Genomic DNA, 23,339 nt, shown 5'->3' with positions numbered 1-23,339 from the left:
GCCTGCCATGGACGGGGCCGATCAATCAAGAATGAGAGCCAGATGAACCTGAACATCCCCCTTACGCGCCTCGCCGCTTTTGCGCTCGCTCCGGTCGCCGTCGCAGGCCTTGCGGTCGGCGCGCCCGCGATCGCCCAGTCGTCGTCGAGTGCGCTCGCATCGGTGCAGTCGCACCTGAAGTCGACCAATTCGATGACGGCGAATTTCGTCCAGACCGACCGCAACGGACAAAGGCTGAGCGGCCAGCTGACGCTCAAGCGTCCCGGCAAGATCCGCTTCCAATATCAAAAGGGCGTGCCGCTGCTGATCGTCGGCGACGGCAGTTCGCTGACGATGATCGATTATGAAGTGAAACAGGTGCAGCGCTGGCCGGTGAAAAATTCGCCTCTCGGCGCGCTGCTCGATCCCGACCGCGACCTGTCGAAATATGCCAGGATCCTGCCGACCGGCAATGACGACGTGCTGAGCGTCGAGGTCAAGGATCCGAAGCGCCCCGAATATGGGACGATCACGATGGTGTTCGTCCGCGACCGCGCGGCGCCTGGCGGGTTGCGCCTGCGCGGCTGGGTCGCGCTCGATTCGCAGAACAACCGTACGCGCATCGACCTCAGCAACCAGAAGTTCAATGTCGCCGTGGCCGATTCGGCCTTCAAATGGACGGACCCGCGTCCGAAACAACGCGGCCGCGTCGGCTGACAACGCCGCCCGACCGCCGCCCGAACAGCGCGCCGGACCCGAAAGCGGTTCGGCGCGTTTTTTCCAGACCAACGGACGCCCCGCATCGACGAACTGCCAGAACGGCGCCGTACCGGGCCTTTCGTTCAGCTTGGCGACAGGGAAGAGCGTCTATTTCAACTCTCGAAGGCGCCGACACGGCCCCGGGATTTGGGTTTCCCCCTGTTGCCCCATCCGGATCGCCAGGCACCTTCATTCAAGAGCGTGACGAACGCTGACCTTGAACCCCCGTTCCACCGCCCCTGGGACGGGGGTTTAATTTGTCCGGCGCTGTTTTGCTGCGGCCGCGGCAAGCGCATTGCGAACAACGTCACGCGCCGATAGAGCCACGCCATGACTCGCACCAGCATCGCATCGTGGAACATCAACAGCGTCCGCGCCCGCATCGGTATCGTCGAAAAATTCCTGCGCGAAGAAGCTCCCGACATCCTGTGCCTTCAGGAAACCAAGGTCGAATGCGGCCTGTTTCCGCCCGAAATGTTCCGGCGGCTGGGATATGAGCATATCGTCACCCACGGCCAGCGCATGCACCATGGCGTCGCGATCGTGAGCAAGGTGCCGTTGACCGAAGTGCGCAAATATGACTGGCAGGCAAATGGCGAAGCGCGTCACGTCGGGGTGACGCTGCCGTCGGGGGTCCGGCTCGACAATGTCTATATTCCGGCGGGCGGCGACGTTCCCGACCGCGAATTAAACCCCAAGTTCGGGCAGAAACTCGATTTTTTCGGCCGTATGACCGAATGGTCGGGGGCACTCAATGGCACCCCGACGGTGCTGACGGGCGACTTCAACGTCGCGCCGCTTGAAAGCGACGTCTGGAACCACAAGGCGCTGCTCGACGTCGTCAGCCACACCCCTATCGAGGTCGAAACGCTCGGGCGGCTTCAGGCGGCATCGAACTGGGTCGACCTCGGGCGCCATTTCATCGAGGCGCCGACGCCGCTCTTCACCTGGTGGAGTTACCGCGCAAAGGACTGGGAAGCGTCGAACCGCGGTCGCCGGCTCGACCATATGTGGGTGACGCCCGACCTGGTGCCGAAGGCGGTATCGCATCGCATCGTCCAGCCGGCGCGCAGCTGGGATCGGCCGTCGGATCACATCCCGCTGATTACCGAGTTCGACTTTTGAGCCATTTTGGCGCCCGGCAGGCTGCGCGCGCGATCGACGCGCTCCGCCGCGGCTGGCCGTTCCGCGTGGCGGGCGGCGACGGCGCGCTCGACCTGCTGGCGGTCGAAAGCGCGAGCGACGAGGCCTTGGCCGAATTTGCCGGCCGCGACGTCCTGCTTTCGGGCGAGCGCGCAGTCACGCTCAAGCTCACCAACCAGCGCGCCGCCGCGACGCCCGGCCCCGTGCGGCTCGCGGACGCAGGCAGCACCGTCGCCGCAGCGCTCGCGATCGCCGACCCGGCGCTCGATCTTGCGAACCCGCTCAAAGGTCCCTTCCGCACCCTCGCGACCGGCGGTGACGCGGCGGCGGCGGCGGCGATGACGATGGCCGGCCACGCCGGGCTGCTCCCCGCCTTTTTCGTGCGCGCCGCCGCAGGCGATGCTGAGACCGAATGCAGCGCGGGCGATGTCACCGCGCTGCTGGACCCCGCGCGGCTCGAGATCGCAGCGCGCGCACGCCTGCCCGTCGCTGCAAGCGAAACCGCCGAGATCGTCGCTTTCCGTTCGCCCGAGGAGGCTTCGGACCATGTCGCGCTGGTCATCGGAAAGCGCGACGCGAACCCGCCGGTGGTCCGGCTGCACAGCGAATGCCTGACCGGCGACGTGCTCGGCAGCCTGAAATGCGATTGCGGGCCGCAGCTTCATGCCGCGCTCCATGCGATGGCCGACGCGCCATGGGGCGTGCTCCTCTACCTGAGGCAGGAAGGCCGCGGGATCGGCCTCGTCAACAAGCTTCGCGCCTATGCGCTGCAGGATCAAGGTTATGACACGGTCGACGCAAACCTGCGGCTCGGCTTTCCGGTCGAGGCGCGCGATTTCGCGATTGCGGGCCGGATGCTCGAATTGCTGAACATTCCGCGCATCCGGCTGATGACGAACAATCCCGAAAAGGTCGCGCGGCTCGAAAAGGAGGGCGTCGAGGTCTTCGAGCGCCTGCCGCTCGCGCTGCCGACGAACAAATATAACGAGCAATATCTCGCGACGAAGCGGGATAGGACCGGGCACCAGCTCTAATCTGTCTGTTTCCGCTTGGCGGAAACACAGCGGCCCCGGCCCGCTCCCCCGCGCCGGCCCTCCCATTTCAGGATATGCTGTTGGGAGGCCGGGCGGGGAAGCGGGCCGGGGCCGTCGCTGCCGTCAGGCAGCAAAAAATCAATGCACGAAGCGTGCGACCACGTCGCGATAGCTGCGGCTGACCTTCACCTGCGCGCCCGAACCTAGCACGAGGAAGCATTCGCCGTTGGTGTGCGGCTTGACCTGTTTGACTTGGCTGAGGTTGACGATCGTCGAGCGGTGGACGCGCTGGAAATTGCGGGGGTCGAGCCGCTTTTCCAGATCCTTCATCGTCTCGCGCAGGATCAGGCTGTTGTCGGCGGTATAGATGCACATATAGTCGCCCGCGGCGTCGATGCGTTCGATGCTGTCGACGTCGACGCGGAAAATCTGGCCGCGATCCTTGATGTTGATCATCTTTTCGTAGCGGTCGGCGGCGTGCGCATCGGGCTGCGTCTCGGCGTCATAATCCTCCACCGCCTCGGGCGCGACTTCGGCAAGCACGGTCTTCAGCCGTTCGACTTCGGCCGCGCCGCGCTTTTCGGTAAGGCGCTGGCGGACGCGGTCGAGCGCATCGGCCAGCCGTTCGGGCTCGACCGGCTTGACCAGATAGTCGACCGCCTGCGCCTCGAACGCGCGGATCGCATGATCCGAATAGGCGGTGACGAAAACGACCAGCGGCGGTTCGACCTCCATCAGTCCCTGGATGACCGAAAAACCATCGAACCCGGGCATCTGGATATCCAGAAAGACCAGGTCGGGCTTGTGCGTCTTGATCTTGCGTATGGCCTCGCGACCGTTCTGGGCGGTATCGACGACTTCGACATCGCTGTGCGGTTCCAGCCGCAATTGCAGGCCTTGGGTCGCCAATTTTTCATCATCCACCAGGATGGTTCTGATCGTCATATTCTCTCGGTTCCAATCGTCATTTGCCCGTCGGGCTGGAACGGAAACTCGATAACCACCGTGAAGCCGCTCTCAGCGTCCACCTGGACGTCGAACCGGTGCTGGTCGCCGAAAGCCTGCGCCAACCGGTCTCTGATGTTGGCTAAACCCACGCCGGTCGATTCCGTTGCAACGCCCGTGGTGGGGTCCGTTGGTTCCGCTGACAATCCCGCGCCGGTATCGGACACGGTGATGCGAACATTTTGACCGGCCAGTTGTGCCGAAATCGTGATATCGGCACCATTCTCCTGCGGGGTCACCGCATATTTGATCGCATTTTCGATCAGCGGCTGGAGCAAAAGCGAAGGCAGCCTTGCGCGGGCGACGGCGGGGTCGATCGCAAAATGGGGCCTCAATCGCTCCTCGAAGCGCATTTTTTCGATATCGAGATACAGCTTCAGCGTCTCGACCTCCTGCGCCAGCGTTACCTGCGCGGTCGGCTCGTTGGCGAGTGTGTAGCGCAGGAAGGCGGACAGGCGCGAAAGCATCGCGTTCGCGGGCTCTGACTGTTTCAGCAACACGAGTGTCGAAATGCTGTTGAGCGTATTGAACAGGAAATGGGGATTGAGCTGGTAACGCAGCATCGCGAGCTGCGCCGACGCCGCCTGCGCCTCGAGCCGCAGGACACGGTCATTCTGTTCCTCGAGCTGGAGGAAATAGTTGATCGCGAAATAAAGCGCCGACCAGGCGCCGAGCGAGGTCGCGTCGATATAGAAGCTGCCGAGCAAAAGGCCCGTGAAGCCAAGCTCGCTCGCCGGATTCTGGATCTGCGCGACCCACGCATCGATGAACGCCCACAGCGCCGTCGCCAAGCCGGCCAGCCCGAAACTTACCCCCCACATCAAGATGGGGCGGCGGTTGATCAGCGCGCGATAACAGACCGACAGGATCAGCGTCAGCGAAAAGCCGGTGATCGCCGAAATCAGCATCGGGATCAGAAAGGTCAGCGGCTGACCGTTGGCAAGCCCCGACACCCCGCGCAGCCCAAGCCACGCGGCCCAGCCGAGGATTTGCAGATTCCAGAACGCCCGGACCTTGTTATCGAAAAAGGGCCCGGGCGAAGACAGTCGAAACAGCGGCATGGCGGTCCAGATTATGCGAAGATCGGCGACCGCGGTCGGAAACCGGCGCGGCCGGTCATTCCGCCGCGACCGGTGCCATCGCACCATCGCTGCGTATCCGCGCCTGGCCGAGCGGCTGCAACTCGGCGCGATGCTTCCACAGCAATTCCTTGTAACCGATCACCCGGCCATCGTGTGCGGTCAGGGTGACGGGGCCGATCGGCTGTTCGTCGCGGGCATCCACCAACACCGGGGTCGATGGGACGCCGGCGCCCCATTTTTCACCCCATTGGCGCAGCGCGATCATCGCGGGGAGCAGTTCGATCCCCTTTTCGGTGAGCTGGTAGCGAACCTTGCGCCGGTCCTCCGCCATCACTTCGCGCGCCATGATGCCATGATCGACCAGCCGCGACAGCCGGTTCGACAGGATGTTGCGCGCGATGTTCAGTTCCTGCTGGAATTCCTCGAAATGATGAACGCCGTTAAAGGCCGCGCGCAGGATCATGAACGACCATCGCTCCCCCATCGCTTCCAGCGCCAGCGGCAGGGCGCAATTGCCCCCGTTCATGTCGTTCAAGACTTCGCGTAATTTTCCCATGACCCATGCCCTAACGTAAAATCGTCCTGCGCGCCAAAAAAATATAGGACCTCCGTTGCATTTCGCAACCCAAACGCTAGGCCGCGATGGGCATCCCTCCGGGTGCATGAAAACAGGAGCTCCAGATGGCCGCAATTGAACTTTCTCCCCGCATCCGTTCGCTGTCGTTCGCCGGCGCCCTGACGGTCGGCAGCCTCGCATTCGGGGTGGCCGCCGCGGCGGCGCCGGGCGGCAGCTATTATCGCGCCGAACTCGCCGGTCCGGCTCAGGACGTGCGCTTTGTCGCGCGCGACGTCGTCTGGGCGTGCGAGGGCGCGGAATGCGTCGCCCGGCAGGGTACAAGCCGTCCGCTCGTCATGTGTTCGTCGCTCGCCAAGGCGGCCGGACCGGTCGTGAGCTTCGCCGCGGGCGAAAAGACGCTGGATGCCGATGCCCTTGCGCGCTGCAACGCTGCCGTGAAATAACCGGGCCGGTCGACCCGTCCGGTCAATGACGAACGGCGGCCGCCGCATTTTCGGATGCGGCGGCCCGTCGATGCGGCAGGTTCAGGCGGTGAGGCGATTGCGGAAAACGACCAGCGTCCAGCGGGCGAGCGCGGGCAATTGCGCCGCGACGTAGCGCGCGTCGGCGCGGAGGGCGCGTCGCACGAGATCCACACGCCACCGCCGGCTGCTGCGCAGCGCGAGGCCCAGCAGGATTTCGCTGCGGCTGCGTGCGGGCAGGGTATCGGGCAGGGCACGCTCGACGATTTCGGCGGTCAGCGCCTGGATCTGCTCGGCGCGTTGGCTTGTCAGGCTGCCGCCATGTTTGCGATAGAGGTAAAGATCTTCGTGCAGCGTGACGAATTTGAAACGCTGCGCGGCGCGAAGCCAGAAGTCATAATCCTCGACCCCGAACAATTGCGCGTCATAGCCGCCGAGCGCCTCGGTCACGCTTGCACGGTACAGGAAGCAGGCGCCGATATTATTGCCATAGAGCAGCCGTTCGACGGGTCCGATGCGCGATCGGCCGAGTTCGACGCCTTCGTCGTCGATCAGCGTGAAATCGGCGTGGACGATCTGGGCCTCGGGGTGCGCGTCGAGCGTGGCGACGAGGCGCGTCAACATCGGCGGCCGCAGCAGATTATCGTCCGATGTCCAACTATGCAGGCTACCCCGCGCCGCGGCAAAGCCATGGTTGAGCGCGGCGGGAAGACCGACGTTGGTGGCGAGCCGCAGCAATCGCACCCGCGGGTCGCGCGCTGCCGCCTTTGCCATGATCGCAGGCGACGCATCGCGCGAAGCATCGTCGACAAGGATCAGTTCGAAATCGGTGAAATCCTGCGCCAGGATCGAATCGATGGCGTCGTCCAGCCAGCGCGCGCCATTATGCACGGGCATCACCATCGACACCCGCGGCGGCGCTGTCGAATCGAGAGCTTCGGTCCCCATCGACCGGCAGTCCTAACCGCGGCGACCGATGCTTCCAATCGGCTTTACCAAAGTTGCCAACATATCGGTGTCGGGCGCAATCAAATTTCGCATTGCAATATAGGCAACATGAACGACATTGGGGATGATGTTGCGTCAGTATGAACTTGTCGAGCGCGTGCGCGCTTATGATCCCGACGTCGACGAGGCGCTGCTCAACCGCGCCTATGTCTTTACCGTGCAAAAGCATGGCAGCCAGAAACGCGCGTCGGGCGACCCCTATTTCAGCCATCCGGTCGAGGTCGCGGGAATCCTGACCGATCTCCACCTCGACAGCGAGACGATCGTCACCGCGCTGCTCCACGACACGCTAGAGGATACGCTGACCACTCCCGAAGAGATCGAGCGCCTGTTCGGCAGCGACGTCGGGCGGCTCGTCGACGGCGTGACCAAGCTCAGCAAGATCGAGGCGCAGACCGAGAATGAGCGCGCCGCGGAAAATCTGCGCAAATTCCTGCTCGCCATGTCGGACGACATCCGCGTGCTGCTCGTCAAGCTCGCCGACCGGCTGCACAATATGCGGACGCTGCATTTCATCAAGAATCCCGACAAAAGGCGGCGCATCGCCAAGGAGACGATGGATATCTACGCCCCGCTGGCCGAGCGGATCGGCATGTATGAATATATGCGCGAGATGCAGCTGCTCGCGTTCAGCGAACTCGAACCCGAAGCCTATGCGACGATCACCGGCCGGCTTGCGAAGCTGACCGCGGGCGGCAAGGACCAGGTCACCGCGATCAGCCGCGAATTCAAGGATTTGCTTGGCAAGAACGGGATCGACGCCGAGGTGTCGGGGCGCGAAAAACATCCCTATTCGATCTGGCGCAAGATGCAGGAACGCCACGTCAGCTTCGAGCAGGTGACCGACATCATTGCGTTCCGCATCGTCACGCCGACCGACGCCGATTGCTATGCCGCGCTGGGGCTGATCCATCGCAAATGGAAAATGGTCCCCGGCCGGTTCAAGGATTATATCTCCACCCCCAAGCGCAACGGCTATAAATCGCTGCACACGACGATCATGCATCAACAGAATATGCGGATCGAAATCCAGATCCGCAGCCTTGGCATGCACCAGCAGTCCGAATTCGGACTCGCCGCGCATTGGGCGTACAAGCAGGGCGGCTCGGCGCCCGACGGTCAGGCAGGCTGGATCCGCGACCTCATCGAAATCCTCGAACAGACGCACGATCCCGAGGAGTTTCTCGAGAATACGCGCATCGCAATGTATCAGGACCGCATCTTCGCCTTCACGCCGAAGGGCAGTCTGCACCAGCTGCCAAAGGGCGCGACGCCGGTCGATTTTGCCTATGCCGTCCACACGGGGCTCGGCGACCGGACGGTCGGCGCCAAGGTCAATGGGCGGCTCGTGCCGCTGCGCACCCAGCTGAGCAATGGCGACACGGTCGAAATCCTGTCCTCCGACAAACAGACGCCGCAGCCCGCATGGCTCGGCTTTTCGGTGACCGGCAAGGCGCGCGCGGCGATCCGGCGGCATGTGCGCTCGAAGGAAAAGGTCGAACTCGCCGCGCTCGGCCGCAAGATGTATGACGAAATGGTCGCGCGGCTGCCGAACAAGGTCGGCGACAAAGCGCGCGCCGCGGCGCGCGAACGCCTGAAGCTCGACGACGATACGGCGCTTTACGTCGCGATCGCCAAGCAGCGGCTCAATGACAATGCGGTCCTCGAGGCGCTCGTCCCCGGAATTACCGCCGAAATGAAAACCAAGCCCGGCAAGCTCGTACAGGGTGCGGCGGTGTCCATCGCGGGCCTCACCCCCGGCGTCGCCTACCAGCTTGCCGATTGTTGCCATCCGGTGCCGGGCGACCGCATCGTCGGCCTGTCGCGCCCGGACGAGGGGATCGAGGTGCATGTCATCGACTGTCCCCGGCTCGCCGACGGGATCGACGCCGACTGGATCGACCTGCGCTGGCAGGAGGATAGCGAAGGCGGCAACGCGCGGCTGTGCATCGTGATCCTGAACGAACCCGGCACGCTCGCCGAAATGTCGGGCATCCTCGCGGCGAATTCGGCGAATATCACCAATTTGCGGCTGTCGAACCGCGAAGGGGGGTTTCACACCTATGACGTTGTCGTCGAGGTGCGCGACGTTCAGCATGTGATGCGCATATTATCGGCGCTGCGCGCGTCGGACACGGTGGTGCAGGCCGAACGGCTTTAAGGGGTGTTCCTCCTGCTTCGGGCCGGCAAGCTGCCCTTTCTTCCTTTCCCTTTGTCAGCCCGGCCTTGATCCGCGCTCCACCGCGGCCCCGATTCCGCCCTCAGCCCGTGCGCCGCGCCAGGTAGACGCCGGCGATCATCAGCGCGATCCCGGCGACGCGCTTCAGGTCGATCGCCGAGCGCAGAGCGCCGAACAGCCCGAAATGGTCGATCGTCGCCGCGCTGACCAGCTGGCCGGCGAGGACGAAGAAGATCGCATTGCCGACGCCGAATTTGGGCGCGATGAACGTCACGGCGATGACGTAAAAGGCGACGAACAGCCCGCCGAAATAGAAATGGGCGGGGATGTCGGGGGTAAAGCGAACCTGGCCGACCGATCCGGTGAGCAGCGCGCCGGCCGCCGCGATCAGGAAGGCAAGGCCAAAGAGGATCATCGAGGCGGCCATCGGGGCGCCGAGCCGCGCGCCGAGCCCGCCGTTCAGGGCGGCGAGGATCGGGATCCCGACCCCGGTCAGGAACATGATCGTGGCGAAGGCGGGGGCGGCGTTGTTCGCGGTCATGGCTTTTGCGCTTTCGATTGGGATGTCTGCACCGCGCGATAGTCGAGAACGGGCAGCCCGCCGATCCCCCAATTTTCGAAATCGACCTCGTCGATATTGACCACGGTGGTCGCCGGGTTCTTGTCGAGCACGCGCCGAAGCAGGTCGGTGACGCCGGCGATCAACTCGGCCTTTTGCTCAGGCGTCGCGCCTTCGCGGGTAATGCGGATATTGACGTAAGGCATCATGCACCTCCTTCGGCTGGCCAGCCTGGCATGGCGGGAAAATTGGGCAGCGCGGCGATCCGGCGTGTCCAGGCGCCGATCGCGGGCCATTGCTCGAGATCGATCCCGCCGTCGGGCGCGAGCGCGAGGTAGGGACTTGCGGCGAGGTCGGCGATGGTCGGCCGGTTGCCGACGAGCCAGTCGGCCCCCGCCAGATGCGCCTCGACCACGGGCAGGATGCGGTCCGCGACGGCGGCCGCACGCGCGGTATCGACCGACCAGCCGAACAGGCGTTCGGCGCGGAGCAGCGCGGGGCCGTTGAAAATCTCGTTCGCCGCGTGCGACAGCCAGACCGTGATCGCGCCGCGTTCTTCGGGCGTGTGCCCGTCCCAGTCGCCGGGCCGGTGCCGCGCAGCGAGATAGGCGAGGATGGCCTGGCTGTCGCGCAATGTGAAATCGCCTTCGGCATAGACAGGGATCTGTCCCATCGGGTTGAGCGCGAGGAAGGCGTCGGTGCTGCGCGCGGCGGCATCGGTCGCCTGTTCATCCCATTCGAGGCCGAGGAAGGCGAGCGCCATCCGGACCTTGTGCGCATTGCCCGACATTTCGGATGCGTAGAGGCGAATCATCTTCAATCTCCCTCGGGGTTGGCGCGCAGGGCGGCCAGCTCGGCGCGCAGCTGGTTGAGTTCGGCCGCCATCGGCCTGATCGCGGCGGAAATTTCGGCCTCGGTGAAGCGCGGGGTGATATGCTGCGAGCAATTCCATTCCCAGCCGATCACGTCGATGAAAAAGGCGCGCTCGGGCGTCGCGCGATAGCCTTCGGACATCAGCCCGGTAACCGCGGCGGGATCGTCGGCGAGTTCGACGCTTACCGCATGGCCGACGAGTTTGAGCCGGTCCCTGTTCGGATAATCCATCAGGAAGAGCGAAACGCGGGCGTTTCCCTTGAGGTTCGCGGTGCTGATATATTGCTTGTTGCCGCGATAGTCGGCGAAACCGATGCGATTGCCGGCGATATGGCGCAGGAACCCTGCGGGGCCGCCGCGATGCTGCATATAGGGCCAGCCTTCGCTATTGACGCTCGCCATATAAAAGCTGTCGCGCGCCTCGATGAAGGCGATTTCCTTTTGCGTCAGCACGTCGGGGGTCCCGTCGGCGCCCGCATCCATTTTGACGTAGGAAGCGCGCGATCCGTGGCGCTCCTGCTCGGCCTTCACCGCATCGTCGAACATCGTATGCCGGTAATTTTGCGCCATCGTGCCGGACCTTTTCGTCAAGGAGCGAACGAAGGCGGTGGGAGAGGGGGGCGTGTCCTTCGTTCGCCTTGGGAGAGATAATGTGTTGCTCGCATGGCGATAATGAGGGAAAATCGAACAAGTTAATTCCGGAAAATGGAATAATCGTGGACCGATTGCTCACGCTCGAAATGTTCGTCGCGGTCGCGAACGAAGGCGGCTTTGCCGCGGCGGCGCGCAAGCTCGGCAGTTCGCCGCCCGCGGTGACGCGCGGGATCGCGGCCCTTGAAGCGCGGCTCGGCGCTGCGCTTTTTCATCGCTCGACGCGTGCGGTGGCGCTGACCGACGCGGGGACGGTTTTCCTCGGCCAGGCGCGGCGCATCCTGGCGGACCTGGCGGGCGCCGAGCGCGAGTTGCGCGGGGCGGAGGCCGAACCACGCGGGCAATTGCACCTGACCGCACCGGTCATGTTCGGCCGGCTGCATGTGCTGCCCGTGGTCGGCGAGTTGATCGGCCAGCATCGCGAGCTGATGGTGCGAATGATGCTGATCGACCGCAACGTCCGCATCGTGGAAGAGGGGATCGACGTCGCGGTGCGGATCGGTCCGCTGGCCGCGACAAGCCTGAAGGCGGTACGCATTGGCTGGGTGCGCCAGATGCTCGTCGCAAGCCCCGCCTATCTGGCGCGGCGCGGCGCGCCGGCGTCGGTCGCCGATCTTTCGGGGCACGATCTGATCGCGGCGATGGGGCCGCGCGCAGCGGGCGAATGGCAATTCGCGACGCAGCGCTGGCGCGTCGAGCCGCGCCCGCGGCTGGTGCTCAACACGGTCGACGGCATCCTGGCGGCGGCCGAGGCGGGGCTGGGGATCGCCAATCTGTTAAGCTATCAGCTGAGCGCGGCGATCGACGCCGGGCGCCTGATATCGTTGCTGCCCGACGACCAGCCGCCCGCGTTACCGGTCAATCTGCTCTTCGAACCTTCGCGCGCGGCACTGCCGGCGGTGCGCCTGTTGATCGCCGCGATGAAGGCCCGCATGCGGACGGCGGGGCTGGTTTGAGCGGTGCGGGAGCGACGGTTTTGAAGTGGATTCCAGACATTCGTCATCCCGGACTTGATCCGGAATCCATCGCAGCACCCAAGTCATGGGCCCCGGATCAAGTCCGGGGTGACGAGGATGAAGGACCGCAACCGCTCGCCAGCGGTCAGAACTGATACGCCAGGCCCGCGCCGAGCAGCCACTGGTCGGCGCTGCCCGCGTCCTTCACGATCGGCGAATCGGCGTAGCGATCGCCCATGCGGCCATATTGCGCGCCGCCGAGCAGGACGAAGCCCTTGCGAAGGTCGCCCGACAAGGCATAGGCGCCCGCCATGCCGAGCGTATATTTGCCGATCGTCGCCTTCCGGCCCGCGCCGCTGTAGACGGGCAGGCCGCTCGCCGCGCTGCCCAGCGGGTCGATGTCGAAATAATAGCGGCCGAAACCCTTGCCATAGACGTTGAACGACGCGGAAATGCCGACGAAGGCACGTTTCGAGAGCGGGGTGCCGTAATCGATCGTCGGCGACGCGGTCCAGCTGCCGTGCCGGCCCGAAATATCCTTGAGCGCGACGATGCGCAGGCCGAGCTGGTCGTAGGCGCTGGTGACGACGCCGGTCTTGGTGACGCCAGTGAACACGCCCATTTCGACCGCCATCTTGCGGTCGGGCAACAGGTCGACGCGCGGGTCCTTGACGCTGCCGGTGCGGTCGGCGCGCAGGCTGACGATGGGGCCGAATTTCCAGTCGATCTTTTGCCCGCGGCGATGGCGGATCAGGTCAACCTGGAAATTTGTCCCACGGGTCGAAAAGGAAAAGCCCTCGTACCGGCCGCGCAGGTAAAAGGCAGGCAGGATACGGCGGTCGTCGGAGCCGTTATAATCGGGGGCGCTGAGGATCCCGCCGGCAACCGCGATATAGTTGCGCGACCATTTGCGGCTTTCGTCGTCGTCGTCGTCGGTTCGCGCACCGGGAAGCAGGATATTGTCGTCGATGTCGCCGCTCTGCATATATCCGGCCGCGGGCGCTTCGGGCGCGCCCGGCAATTCCAAGCCGCCCGCTTCGGGCAGGTCATAGGACAAGGCACCGTCTTCGGCCGCCGCCGGTGCTGCCGTGAAGGCGGCCACTGCGATCAGGAAGAACAAGGGAATCGAACGCTTCGGGAGAGTCGGTCGGAAGAGCGGCATCAAATTGGACATATGCATCCTATGGTCTTGCCCCCTGTGCCCGGGGGTGTAGGTGATCGCCCTGATATTGCAAAGGCTTCGTCTTGCCGAACGGCGCTTTTCCTATCATCGTGCCTTTCATGCACCAGCAATCCCATGCCATACCCGGCGCCCTCGCTATTGGTTCCGTGCCGCTGGAACGATGCTGCCCCGTGCGGGCCGTCTTCGGCCTGAACATGGTCCGGGCCGCGACGCCGCAGCGAGCAGCGGCATGAGCCGCGCCCCGCGTTTCGCCGGCTATGCGCTGATGGCGCTCGCGGCTTTGCTGGCGGTGTTGATGCGGCGCGGCGCGATCGGCGATATCGGACCGTTTCCGGCGGCCGTGGTCGCGCTGCTCGTCGGGATGATCGGGGTCATGCTCGTCTTTACCGACCTGATGGTTCGCGGGCTTTATGCCCAGGTCGGCGCGGCGAAAGCGCGCGAGGAAGAGGGGCGGGACGGGAGGGACGGCTGACCCTTTTCGTTCGACACCCCATGCGCTTGGCAGTATGACCGCACGATGACCGACCGTCCGCATACGCCGCTGCTCGACACGGTGGATGTCCCCGCCGACCTCCGCAAGCTGAAGCCCGAAGACCTCCGCCAGTTCGCCGACGAGCTGCGCGCCGAGATGATCTCGGCCGTCGGCACCACGGGCGGGCATCTCGGTTCGGGCCTCGGCGTCGTCGAGCTGACGACCGCGCTTCATTATGTGTTCGACACGCCGCGCGACAAGATCGTGTGGGACGTCGGACACCAATGCTATCCGCACAAGATCATCACCGGGCGCCGCGACCGCATCCGGACGCTGCGCACCGGCGGCGGGCTGTCGGGTTTCACCAAGCGCAGCGAGAGCGAATATGACCCGTTCGGCGCCGCGCACAGCTCGACCTCGATCAGCGCGGCGCTCGGCTTTGCAATCGCCAACAAGCTGAAGGATGAGCCGGGGCGCGCGATCGCGGTGATCGGCGACGGGTCGATGTCGGCGGGCATGGCCTATGAGGCGATGAACAACGCCCAGCAGGCGGGCAACCGGCTGATCGTCATCCTCAACGACAATGACATGTCGATCGCGCCGCCGGTGGGCGGGCTTTCGGCCTATCTGGCGAAGCTCGTGTCGTCGCGGCCGTTCGTCGAACTGCGCGAGATTGCGCGCCGCTTCGCGCGCAAGCTGCCGCAGCCGCTGCACAAGGCGGCGAAAAAGACCGACGAATATGCGCGCGGCATGGCGATGGGCGGCACCTTGTTCGAGGAATTGGGCTTTTATTATGTCGGGCCGATCGACGGGCATAACCTCGAACATCTGATCCCCGTGCTCGAAAATGTCCGCGACAGCGAACATGGCCCGGTACTGATCCATGCGGTGACCAAGAAGGGCAAGGGCTATGCCCCCGCCGAAGCCGCCGCCGACAAATATCATGGCGTCCAGAAATTCGACGTCATCACCGGCGAGCAGGCGAAGGCGCCGCCGGGACCGCCCGCCTACCAGAATGTGTTCGGCGAAACTCTGGCCAAGCTCGCCGACAGCGACCCGCGCATCGTCGCGATCACTGCGGCGATGCCGTCGGGCACCGGCGTCGACAAATTCGCGAAGGCGCATCCGACACGCAGCTTCGACGTCGGCATCGCCGAACAGCATGCGGTCACCTTTGCGGCGGGGCTTGCGGCACAGGGGATGCGGCCATTCGCCGCCATCTATTCGACCTTCCTCCAGCGCGCCTACGACCAGGTCGTGCACGATGTCGCGATCCAGAACCTGCCGGTGCGCTTCGCGATCGACCGCGCGGGGCTGGTCGGCGCCGACGGATCGACGCATGCGGGCTCGTTCGACGTTACTTACTTGGCGACGCTGCCCAACATGGTGGTGATGGCGGCGGCCGACGAGGCCGAGCTCGTCCATATGACCTACACCGCCGCCGAATATGACGATGGCCCGATCGCCTTCCGCTATCCGCGCGGGGGCGGCACCGGCGTGCCGCTGCCCGAGGTTCCGCAGAAGCTGGAGATCGGCAAGGGGCGCGTCGTGCGCCAGGGCAAGACCGTCGCGATCCTGTCGCTCGGCACGCGGCTCGCCGAGGCGCTGAAGGCGGCCGACACGCTGGAAGCGCGCGGGCTTTCGACGAGCGTGATCGACCTGCGCTTCGCCAAACCGCTCGACGAGGACCTGATCCGCAAGACGCTGGCCGCGCACGAGGTGTGCGTGACGATCGAGGAGAATAGCATCGGCGGACTCGGCGCGCATGTGCTGACGCTCGCGAGCGACGAGGGGCTGATCGACGCGGGGCTGAAACTGCGCACGATGCGCCTGCCCGACGTCTTCCAGGACCAGGACAAGCCCGAGTTGCAATATGATGCCGCGGGGCTCAACGCGCCGCAGATCGTCGATTGCGTCCTGAAGGCGCTGCGGCACAACAGCGCGGGCGTCGAGGAGGCGGGCGCGCGGGCTTGAGTGGAAGCGCCGGCAAGAGGACAAGGAAAAGGGCGGCCTCGGCCGCCCTTTTTGTTTCGATCAGCGCAAACTCAGGCGCCCGGGATCGCCGCCGATGCGTCGCGGCCGTCGCCTTCGGGGGCGGCGAGGATGTCGCGGACGACGAGGCCCTTGTCGACAACTTGCGTGCCGGGGCTGCCGACTTCGCTGCGGATGCCCGGGTCGGCGCGTTCGCCGTCTGCGCTGCTGATGATCGCGGTTTCGTTGGCGCTGCGCGGGGCGGGGCCGCCGAACAGCGCGCGCAGCGTCTGTTCCGCGGTCGTTTCGCCGCCGGGGCGGACCGAGCCGGGCGCCGGCGGGGTCAGCGAAAAGTCGGGCGGCACGACGAGCGGCGCCTGGCGCGACACCATCATCTCGTCGGGGCGGTCGCGGCTGAACAGGCTGTTCGACCCGCAGGCCGACAGGGTGGTGGCGACGATCGAGGCTGCCAGGATGGCGGTGGTCCGGTTCACTTTAAACATACTCCCAATGCGCCCCGTTTACTCGGCGGACGGCCTAGCGTCCGCGGCTGGGGCCTTTTCGCCCAAGAGCAGCGCGCGCGCAACCAGCAAAAGCACGCCGAGCGTGATGCACGCATCGGCGACGTTGAAGATCATGAAGGGGCGGAAATCGCCGAAATGCAGGTCGGCAAAGTCGACGACATAGCCGAAGCGCACGCGGTCGACGATATTGCCGAGCGCGCCGCCGAGGATCATCGCGAGCGCGATCACATCGCCTTTCGCCTGTTCGCGCGTCATCCAGAAGGCGACCGCGGCGGCGACGATCCCGGTCACCGCGACGAGCGTCCAGCGCGTCGTGTCGGTGCAACTGGCGAACATCGACAGCGAAATCCCGCAATTCTCCGCCCAGGTCAGGTTGAAGAAGCTGGTGATCTCGATCTGCCCCTTGGGTTCGAGCGACAGCGGGACGGTGACGACCCATTTGGTGATCTGGTCGAGGATAAAGGCGACGGCGGCGAAAATCAGGCCGAAGCGCAGATAGGGGGAACGGGTTCTGCTCATGCCGCGGTCAATACCGTGTCGCAGCGATTGCACAAGCTGCCGTCCTCGGTGACTTCGGGCAGGTGGCGCCAGCAGCGGCCGCATTTGTGGTTTTCGGTGCGGGTGACGGTGAGTTCGTCGCCCGCGCGCGCGACCGAGACGATGAAGATTTCCTCGAGCGCCGCGGGATCGAGCGTCGGATCGGGGATCGCGACTTCGGCCTCAAGGCTCGACCGGATCGTCTTTTCGCGGCGATAAGGCTCGATCGCCTCGGTCACCGCCTCGCGCTGGGTGCGCACGCCAGACCATTTGCTCGCGAGCGCGGCGTCGTTCCATGCGGCGTCGACGCTCGGCCATTCGAGCAGATGCACGCTGCCCGCTTCGGGATAACGCGTGCCCCACACTTCCTCGGCGGTGAACACCAGCACCGGCGCGGCGTAGCGGACGAGCGCGTGGAACAGGGTGTCGAGCACGCTGCGGTACGCGCGGCGCGTATCGGTGCCGAGCGGGGCGGCGGGGCCGAGGTCGCAGTAGAGGACGTCCTTGCGGATATCGAAATAAAAGGCCGACAGATCCTCGTTGCAGAAATCGGCGAGCAGGCGCGAGTAGCTGTTAAAGTCGAAATCGTCGACCGCGCGGGCCATCTTTGCATCAAGGTCGGCGAGCAGGCTCAGCATATAGCGTTCGAGTTCGGGCATCGCCGCGACGTCGGTGATGCGTTCCCCTTCGCTGAACCCGTCGAGCGCGCCGAGCAGGTAGCGGAAGGTGTTCCTCAGCTTGCGATACTGGTCGGCGACGCCCTTCAGGATTTCGTCGCCGATGCGGTGGTCCTCGGTGAAATCGACGCTCAGCGCCCACAGGCGGATGATGTCGGCGCCGTTGGTTTCCATCACCTTGACGGGATCGGTCGTGTTGCCGAGCGACTTCGACTGTTTGAAGCCCTTGCTGTCCATCGTGAAGCCGTGCGTGAGGACGGCCTTATACGGTGCCTGCCCGCGCGTCCCGCAGCTTTCGAGCAAGGATGACTGGAACCAGCCGCGATGCTGGTCGCTGCCTTCGAGATAGAGATCCGCGCTGTGGGTGCCGCCGTCGTGGCGGACGAGCGCGGGCCATTTGCCGCTTTCGAGCACGAAGGCGTGGGTGCAGCCCGAATCGAACCAGACGTCGAGAATGTCAACGATACGTTCGTAGTCGGCGGCGTCATATTGATCGCCGAGATATTCCTGCGCGCGCGCATCGCTCCACGCATCGACGCCGCCCGCCTTCACCGCCGCGACGATGCGGTCGTTGACGGCGGGATCGTTGAGATAGACGCCGGTCTTGCGGTCGACGAAGAGCGTGATCGGCACGCCCCAAGCGCGCTGGCGGCTGAGCACCCAGTCGGGGCGATCCTTGACCATCGACCCGATGCGGTTGCGGCCCTTTTCGGGCACAAAGCGCGTGCGCTCGATCGCGTGCATCGCGGCCTGCCGCAAGGTCGGCGCGTCGCAGAGGCCTTCCTCATGCGGGTTGATCGCGCCGCCTTCGGATTCCCAGCGCTGCTCGCGCGGCGCCTTGGGCTCGATATGCGTCATGATCTTGTCCATCGGCACGAACCATTGCGGGGTGCAGCGATAGATGACCTTGGCCTTCGAACGCCAGCTATGCGGATAGCTGTGCTGGTAATCGGCCGAGGCCGCGAGCAGCGCGCCGGCTTCGCGCAGGTCGGTGCAGATCGGGCCGTCGGGGGCGTTGAATTTGGGGTTGATCACCGAACCTTGACCACCGAGCCAGCCCCAGTCCTCGCGATATTTGCCGTCGCCCTCGACCGCGAACACGGGGTCGATGCCGTTCGCCTTGCACAGGTCGAAATCATCCTCGCCATGGTCGGGCGACATATGGACAAGCCCGGTGCCGCTGTCGGTGGTGACGAAATCGCCCGCAAGGAACGGGCGCGGACGCGCGAAGAAGCCGCCGAGATGGTGCATCGGGTGGCGGGCTACCGCCCCCTCCAACTCGCTGCCAAGAAACAGGCCTTCGTCGCCGCCCGGATATCCTCCGAGCGGTTCGAAGTGCAGCCCATAATTGACGACCTCTCGATCATAACGGAACGCACGCTCCGCCACGTCTTCCCAAAGATCTTCCGCAATCACCCAAGCTCTCGCGACGCCGCCTTCGGCAACGATGCGATATTTTGCGGAGGGGCTGAAGGCGAGCGCCTGGTTTACCGGAATAGTCCAAGGTGTCGTGGTCCATATGACACCGTAAACGCCCCATCCCTTATCGATAAGTTCACTGATATCCGGGCAGTTGGGCGCTTCCGTGATCTCGAACGCCACATCGATCTGGGTCGAGACGATATCCTCATATTCGATCTCGGCCTCGGCGAGCGCGGTCTTTTCGACCGGCGACCACATCACCGGCTTGGCGCCGCGATAGAGCATGTCGTTCGCGGCGAATTTGAGCAGTTCGCGCACGATGGTGGCCTCGGCCTCATAATCCATCGTCAGATACGGATGGTCCCAGTCGCCGCCGATGCCGAGGCGCTTCAGCTGCTCGCGCTGGGTATCGACCCAATGCTGCGCATAGGCGCGGCATTCGGCGCGGAATTCCTCGACCGGAACCTCGTCCTTGTTGAGCTTTTTCTTGCGGTACTGCTCCTCGACCTTCCACTCGATCGGCAGGCCGTGGCAGTCCCAGCCGGGGACGTAAGGCGCGTCCTTGCCCTTCAGCGTCTGGGTGCGGACGACCATGTCCTTCAGGATATGGTTGAGCGCATGGCCGATGTGCATGTCGCCATTGGCATAGGGCGGGCCGTCGTGGAGGATGAACTGGTCGCGGCCTTGGCGCGCTTCGCGAATCTGGCCTTCGAGATTGCCCGCGAGCCATTTGGCAAGAATCAGCGGCTCTTTCTGCGGCAGGCCGGCCTTCATCGGGAAGTCGGTCTTGGGCAGGAAGACGGTGTCGCGGTAATCGCGCTGCTCGGGTGCGGGCGTATCGGTCATGGTGCGCGGCGCTTAGCGCAGATTCGGGCGGGAGCAAACCTTCCTCTCCCCTTGGGGGAGAGGGATATGGAAGCTTGGCAGCTGGCTGCCTAGCTGGAGCTGGGTGAGGGTATGCGGCGCTGCCGACCCTCACCCGCTGCGACTAAGCCAGCAAGCTTGCAAGTCTCGCTGCCCTCTCCCTAAATGGGAGAGGGGATTAGCGTTGCCGCGGCCGCAGCGCCGGGCCGACTTCGCGGATATCCTCGACCCAGATATAACCGTTGAAGCTGGCGGGCACTTTCGCGAGTTGCTGCGGGCTGGTCAGGCCTTCGTTCGACTTGCCCTTGTCATAAGGGCCAAAGACGATGATCCGTGCCCCGACGCTGTCCATGCGCGCGATCAGCCGGTCGGGCCAGCCCCAATAGGCCCATTGATAGTTGATCGGTATCGCGATCACGCCGTTCCGGCAGCTTTCGGGGACGATACCGGTCCAGCCCCAGGCCACATAATCTTTCGAGCAGGCGAGCGCCTCGCGCCCGAGGTCGAAGGACCAATTGTCGGGCATCAGCTCGCGCATCCGTTTCACTGGCCCTTCGGCGCCGTAAAAGGCGTCGCCGAGCTTGGCGCTGTCGCGGCCCGACGCTTTGAGGATCGCGAACAGCTGGTCGGCCTCGGCCGCGTCCTTCGACTTGAAGTTGAACAGGATCGGGTGGACCGGAAGCGCCGCCAGCCCTTCCTCGACGGTGGGCATCTTGCCCACGCCCTTGCCGCGCAGCGGGAAGGTCTTGCCGCTGTCGGCCGTATAGCCGTAACCGATGTCGAGCGCCTTCAATTGGGCGAGTGTCAGGTCGCGCGTCGCGCCCGTGCCGTCGGTGCGGCAATCGACGGTCCAGTCGTGGAACAGCACCATGCGCCCGTCCTTCGTCGGCGCGACGTCCACCTCGACCATCGCGGCGCCGTTGCCGACCGCCCAGCGCATCGAATCGGGGGTATTTTCGAACACCTCGTGCGTCGGCGGATAGGCATGGCGGGCGGTGCAGGTGTCGCGGCCGAAGGCGGCGCGCTTGTCGTAGAGATGATAGACGCCGCGGTGCGCGATGAGTTTCGGTTTGCCTTGCGGGTCGGGCGCGAGCCAGCTCGCGTTCGACAGGGTGAGCCAGGCGACGAGTGCGGCGAAGATCCAGAGCAGGATTTTGGTGCGCCGCTTCATCGGCTTTTTCGGCGGGCCCGCAAGGGCCACGGCCCAGTCGTCATCGTCGGTCATGATCCCCCCTAAACCCATTCCCTCTCCCTTGAGGGAGAGGAGTTATATCTTTGCCAGCAGTCGCTTCGCCTCGTCGCAATCCGCCGCGATCTGCGCCATCAGCGCGTCCATGCTGTCATATCTGGCCTCGGGCCGGATGAAGGCGTGGAAGGCGACGTCGATTTCCTGCCCATAGAGGTCGCCCGCAAAGTCGAAGAAATGCGGTTCGAGCAGTTCCTTCGGCGGGTCGAAGCTCGGGCGGATGCCGAGGTTCGCGGCGCCTTTGAGGATTCGTCCGTCGGGCAGCTTTCCGGTCACCGCGTAAATGCCGTATTTCGGCCGCAGGTAGTTGCCCATGTCGATGTTGGCGGTTGGAAAACCGAGCAGGCGGCCGTTCTTGTCGCCATGTTCGACGCGCCCGCGCACGGTAAAGGGGCGCGTGAGCAAGCGCGCGGCGGTGGCGCAGTCGCCCGCCTGCAGCGCCTCGCGGATGCGGCTCGACGAGATGACCTCCTCGGCATCGTCGACCGGCGCGACCATTTCGGTGAAAAAGCCGAGGCGGCGGGCGTGGTCGGCGAGCGTCACGACATCGCCGCCGCGTCCCTTGCCGAACACGAAATCGCTGCCGGTGACGACGCCCGCCGCGCCATAGCGATCGAGGAGGAGCCCGGTGATGAAATCCTCCGCGCTCGTCGCCGCGAGCGCGGCGTCGAAGGGCAAGACGAGCATCGCGTCGGCGCCTGCCGCGGCGAACAGTTCCTGGCGCTGGTCGAGCGTGGTCAGGCGAAAGGGCGGAACGTCGGGTTTGAAGAAGCGCACCGGATGCGGGTCGAAGGTCGCGACGATCGCGGGGCGCCCCTCGTCCTTCGCATGGCGCACTGCGCGGCCGACGACCGCCTGGTGCCCGGCGTGGAAACCGTCGAAATTGCCGAGCGCGATCACCCCGCCGCGCAGGGGCTCGTCGATGCGATTGTGGCCGTCGAGGCGGATCATGGCACCGCCGCGATGGAGGGGGGCGGGGTCAGGGGGACGAGCCCCGCCTTGAGCACGCGGATCGCGTTGCCGCCCATCGCGGCGCGAATTTCGTCGTCGCTGAAACCCGCGTCGATCAGCGCCTGCGTCACCTGCACCAGCTTTGACGTGTCGAAGCGCACCGTGGTGGCGCCGTCATAATCGCTGCCGAGCGCGACATGCTCGATGCCCACGAGGTCGCGGACATGCTTCATCGCCTTCGCGATGCTCGCGGGCGAGGTGTCGCATACCGCGGCGTCCCAATAGCCGATGCCGATCAGGCCGCCGGTCGCCGCGACGCCCCGGATCTGCGCGTCGCTGAGGTTGCGGTTGACCTTGCACGTCGCCTGCACGCCGCCGTGGCTGGAGACCACGGGGCGGCGCGCCATCTTTAATATGTCGGCGACGCAGGCGCTGGAGCAGTGCGCGATATCGACGATCATGCCCTTCGCCTCCATCTCGGAAACGACCTCCCGCCCGAACGGGGTGAGCCCGCCCTTCTTCAGCCCGTGCATCGAACCGGCTAGATCATTGTCGAAAAAATGCGTGAGCCCCCCCATGCGGAACCCCGCGGCGTAGAGCTTGTCGAGGTTGGCGATGTCGCCTTCGAGATTGTGGAGCCCCTCGACGCTGAGCATCGCGCCGACGGGCGGACGCGAGACGATGGTCCCGCTCTCCGTTTTTGACGTGCCTGCCGAGCGAGCGAACAACAAAGAGTCGATGTCTTTGGGCGCAGCAACCGGCCAAAGTTCGGTCCCCGATCTTTGGACCGCGCGGTGCAGCTTCTCGGCGTGCCAGAGCGAGCGTTCGAGCAGCGAGCTCCACGTCCGCACCGGCTGGAGCTGCGCGATCACAAGGCTGGTGATATTGTCGGTGTCGCCGCTGTTGGCGTCGTAATTCTGGCCCTTGGGCGACTTGGTCGTGCTCGCGAGCACCTGTAGCGCGACGTTGCCATCCTCCAGCCGCGGCAGGTCCATATGGCCGCGCTCGGCGCGGTCGAGGATATCGCGCTTCCACAACAGCGTGTCGCTGTGCAGGTCGACGATCGTCAGCGTCCGGTGCAGCGCCTGCGCGCGCGCGCTGACCGGCGGCAGCGGCTTGCCGTCGATCTGGTTCATTCCGCGTTCGATCATGCCCGGAGCGAGCGCGAAGAAGGCGAGCGCGGCGAGCGCGAGGATGAGCAGGATCGCGATCAGCCAGCGGCGCAT

23 protein-coding genes are annotated in these 23,339 nt (G+C 65.0%); 8 read left to right on the top strand and 15 right to left on the bottom strand.

Translation table 11 applies throughout. The annotated features are described in order from the left end of the window. The first annotated feature begins 42 nt into the window (after nt 1-42). The 3 genes from HDC35_RS09390 (at nt 43) to ribA (ending at nt 2,915) form a co-directional block, all read left to right on the top strand. Nucleotides 43-696 carry an outer membrane lipoprotein carrier protein LolA gene (locus tag HDC35_RS09390; protein WP_184646000.1) on the top strand — a complete coding sequence of 218 codons (654 nt, stop codon included), beginning with the start codon at nt 43-45 and terminating at the stop codon, nt 694-696. A 372-nt stretch (nt 697-1,068) separates the two neighbouring features. Beyond that, the gene (locus HDC35_RS09385; protein WP_184645998.1) at nt 1,069-1,863 is read left to right on the top strand and encodes an exodeoxyribonuclease III; all 795 of its coding nucleotides are present in this window, start codon (nt 1,069-1,071) and stop codon (nt 1,861-1,863) included. Further along, nucleotides 1,860-2,915 (top strand): GTP cyclohydrolase II, encoded by a 1,056-nt coding sequence (gene ribA / locus HDC35_RS09380; protein WP_184645996.1) that lies wholly within the window; start codon nt 1,860-1,862, stop codon nt 2,913-2,915. The genes HDC35_RS09385 and ribA overlap by 4 nt, the downstream gene beginning before the upstream one ends. A gap of 138 nt (nt 2,916-3,053) precedes the next feature. Here ribA and HDC35_RS09375 read toward each other — a convergent pair whose 3' ends face one another. Genes HDC35_RS09375 through HDC35_RS09365 form a run of 3 tightly spaced genes read right to left on the bottom strand, consistent with a single transcriptional unit; the run spans nt 3,054 to nt 5,558 of the window. Continuing rightward, nucleotides 3,054-3,860: a LytTR family DNA-binding domain-containing protein gene (locus HDC35_RS09375; RefSeq protein WP_184645994.1), complete on the bottom strand. Its 807-nt coding sequence runs from the start codon at nt 3,858-3,860 to the stop codon at nt 3,054-3,056. Next, on the bottom strand, nt 3,857-4,981 hold the full coding sequence (locus HDC35_RS09370) for a sensor histidine kinase (protein ID WP_184645992.1): 1,125 nt from the start codon (nt 4,979-4,981) through the stop codon (nt 3,857-3,859). The genes HDC35_RS09375 and HDC35_RS09370 overlap by 4 nt, the downstream gene beginning before the upstream one ends. A gap of 55 nt (nt 4,982-5,036) precedes the next feature. Then, nucleotides 5,037-5,558 carry a helix-turn-helix domain-containing protein gene (locus HDC35_RS09365; RefSeq protein WP_184645990.1) on the bottom strand — a complete coding sequence of 174 codons (522 nt, stop codon included), beginning with the start codon at nt 5,556-5,558 and terminating at the stop codon, nt 5,037-5,039. Between the two features lie 125 nt (nt 5,559-5,683). Between HDC35_RS09365 and HDC35_RS09360 the strand changes: the two genes are divergently transcribed. Further along, complete coding sequence (locus HDC35_RS09360; protein ID WP_184645988.1) at nt 5,684-6,022, top strand: CC_3452 family protein; 339 nt, start codon at nt 5,684-5,686, stop codon at nt 6,020-6,022. Nucleotides 6,023-6,103: 81 nt separating this feature from the next. Here HDC35_RS09360 and HDC35_RS09355 read toward each other — a convergent pair whose 3' ends face one another. Next, nucleotides 6,104-6,988 (bottom strand): glycosyltransferase, encoded by an 885-nt coding sequence (locus HDC35_RS09355; RefSeq protein ID WP_184645985.1) that lies wholly within the window; start codon nt 6,986-6,988, stop codon nt 6,104-6,106. A 127-nt stretch (nt 6,989-7,115) separates the two neighbouring features. Here HDC35_RS09355 and HDC35_RS09350 point away from each other — a divergent pair, with 127 nt between their 5' ends. Then, nucleotides 7,116-9,209, top strand: a complete 2,094-nt coding sequence (locus tag HDC35_RS09350) for a bifunctional (p)ppGpp synthetase/guanosine-3',5'-bis(diphosphate) 3'-pyrophosphohydrolase (protein WP_184646527.1) — start codon at nt 7,116-7,118, stop codon at nt 9,207-9,209. A gap of 100 nt (nt 9,210-9,309) precedes the next feature. Here the strand turns inward: HDC35_RS09350 and HDC35_RS09345 are convergent, their stop codons facing one another. Genes HDC35_RS09345 through HDC35_RS09330 form a run of 4 tightly spaced genes read right to left on the bottom strand, consistent with a single transcriptional unit; the run spans nt 9,310 to nt 11,229 of the window. Further along, nucleotides 9,310-9,768 carry a DMT family transporter gene (locus tag HDC35_RS09345; protein ID WP_184645983.1) on the bottom strand — a complete coding sequence of 153 codons (459 nt, stop codon included), beginning with the start codon at nt 9,766-9,768 and terminating at the stop codon, nt 9,310-9,312. Then, the gene (locus HDC35_RS09340; protein ID WP_311770742.1) at nt 9,765-9,995 is read right to left on the bottom strand and encodes a 4-oxalocrotonate tautomerase family protein; all 231 of its coding nucleotides are present in this window, start codon (nt 9,993-9,995) and stop codon (nt 9,765-9,767) included. The genes HDC35_RS09345 and HDC35_RS09340 overlap by 4 nt, the downstream gene beginning before the upstream one ends. After that, nucleotides 9,992-10,600 (bottom strand): glutathione S-transferase family protein, encoded by a 609-nt coding sequence (locus HDC35_RS09335; protein ID WP_184645981.1) that lies wholly within the window; start codon nt 10,598-10,600, stop codon nt 9,992-9,994. Before HDC35_RS09335 ends, HDC35_RS09340 begins: the two co-directional genes overlap by 4 nt. A gap of 2 nt (nt 10,601-10,602) precedes the next feature. Further along, nucleotides 10,603-11,229: a pyridoxamine 5'-phosphate oxidase family protein gene (locus HDC35_RS09330; RefSeq protein WP_184645978.1), complete on the bottom strand. Its 627-nt coding sequence runs from the start codon at nt 11,227-11,229 to the stop codon at nt 10,603-10,605. A gap of 146 nt (nt 11,230-11,375) precedes the next feature. Between HDC35_RS09330 and HDC35_RS09325 the strand changes: the two genes are divergently transcribed. Next, nucleotides 11,376-12,266 carry a LysR family transcriptional regulator gene (locus HDC35_RS09325; RefSeq protein ID WP_184645975.1) on the top strand — a complete coding sequence of 297 codons (891 nt, stop codon included), beginning with the start codon at nt 11,376-11,378 and terminating at the stop codon, nt 12,264-12,266. 145 nt (nt 12,267-12,411) lie between these two features. On the opposite strand, the gene HDC35_RS09320 is transcribed toward HDC35_RS09325, so the two are convergent. Next, entirely contained in the window at nt 12,412-13,440 is a 1,029-nt protein-coding gene (locus HDC35_RS09320) for a MipA/OmpV family protein (protein WP_184645973.1), read from the bottom strand. A gap of 238 nt (nt 13,441-13,678) precedes the next feature. On the opposite strand from HDC35_RS09320, the gene HDC35_RS09315 reads away from it, so the two are divergent. Further along, nucleotides 13,679-13,921: a hypothetical protein gene (locus HDC35_RS09315; RefSeq protein ID WP_184645971.1), complete on the top strand. Its 243-nt coding sequence runs from the start codon at nt 13,679-13,681 to the stop codon at nt 13,919-13,921. Between the two features lie 45 nt (nt 13,922-13,966). Beyond that, nucleotides 13,967-15,895: a 1-deoxy-D-xylulose-5-phosphate synthase gene (dxs, locus tag HDC35_RS09310; protein ID WP_184645969.1), complete on the top strand. Its 1,929-nt coding sequence runs from the start codon at nt 13,967-13,969 to the stop codon at nt 15,893-15,895. A gap of 71 nt (nt 15,896-15,966) precedes the next feature. On the opposite strand, the gene HDC35_RS09305 is transcribed toward dxs, so the two are convergent. From HDC35_RS09305 to HDC35_RS09280, 6 genes are all read right to left on the bottom strand, one after another. Next, nucleotides 15,967-16,386: a DUF3035 domain-containing protein gene (locus HDC35_RS09305; protein WP_409437938.1), complete on the bottom strand. Its 420-nt coding sequence runs from the start codon at nt 16,384-16,386 to the stop codon at nt 15,967-15,969. Nucleotides 16,387-16,413: 27 nt separating this feature from the next. Continuing rightward, complete coding sequence (lspA, locus tag HDC35_RS09300) at nt 16,414-16,935, bottom strand: signal peptidase II (RefSeq protein WP_184645965.1); 522 nt, start codon at nt 16,933-16,935, stop codon at nt 16,414-16,416. Next, complete coding sequence (ileS, locus tag HDC35_RS09295) at nt 16,932-19,898, bottom strand: isoleucine--tRNA ligase (RefSeq protein WP_184645963.1); 2,967 nt, start codon at nt 19,896-19,898, stop codon at nt 16,932-16,934. Before ileS ends, lspA begins: the two co-directional genes overlap by 4 nt. Before the next feature lie 196 nt (nt 19,899-20,094). After that, the gene (locus tag HDC35_RS09290) at nt 20,095-21,141 is read right to left on the bottom strand and encodes a glycerophosphodiester phosphodiesterase family protein (RefSeq protein ID WP_184645961.1); all 1,047 of its coding nucleotides are present in this window, start codon (nt 21,139-21,141) and stop codon (nt 20,095-20,097) included. Nucleotides 21,142-21,183: 42 nt separating this feature from the next. Continuing rightward, a complete protein-coding gene (locus HDC35_RS09285) occupies nt 21,184-22,113 on the bottom strand; it encodes a bifunctional riboflavin kinase/FAD synthetase (RefSeq protein WP_184645959.1) in 930 nt (309 codons plus the stop codon). Further along, the gene (locus tag HDC35_RS09280) at nt 22,110-23,339 is read right to left on the bottom strand and encodes a dipeptidase (protein WP_184645957.1); all 1,230 of its coding nucleotides are present in this window, start codon (nt 23,337-23,339) and stop codon (nt 22,110-22,112) included. Before HDC35_RS09280 ends, HDC35_RS09285 begins: the two co-directional genes overlap by 4 nt.

The organism is Sphingopyxis sp. JAI128, assembly GCF_014207235.1.
Lineage (GTDB): Bacteria > Pseudomonadota > Alphaproteobacteria > Sphingomonadales > Sphingomonadaceae > Sphingopyxis.
The sequence above is the reverse complement of the archived record's forward strand: the minus strand, read 5'-3'. Positions and strand labels throughout refer to the sequence as shown.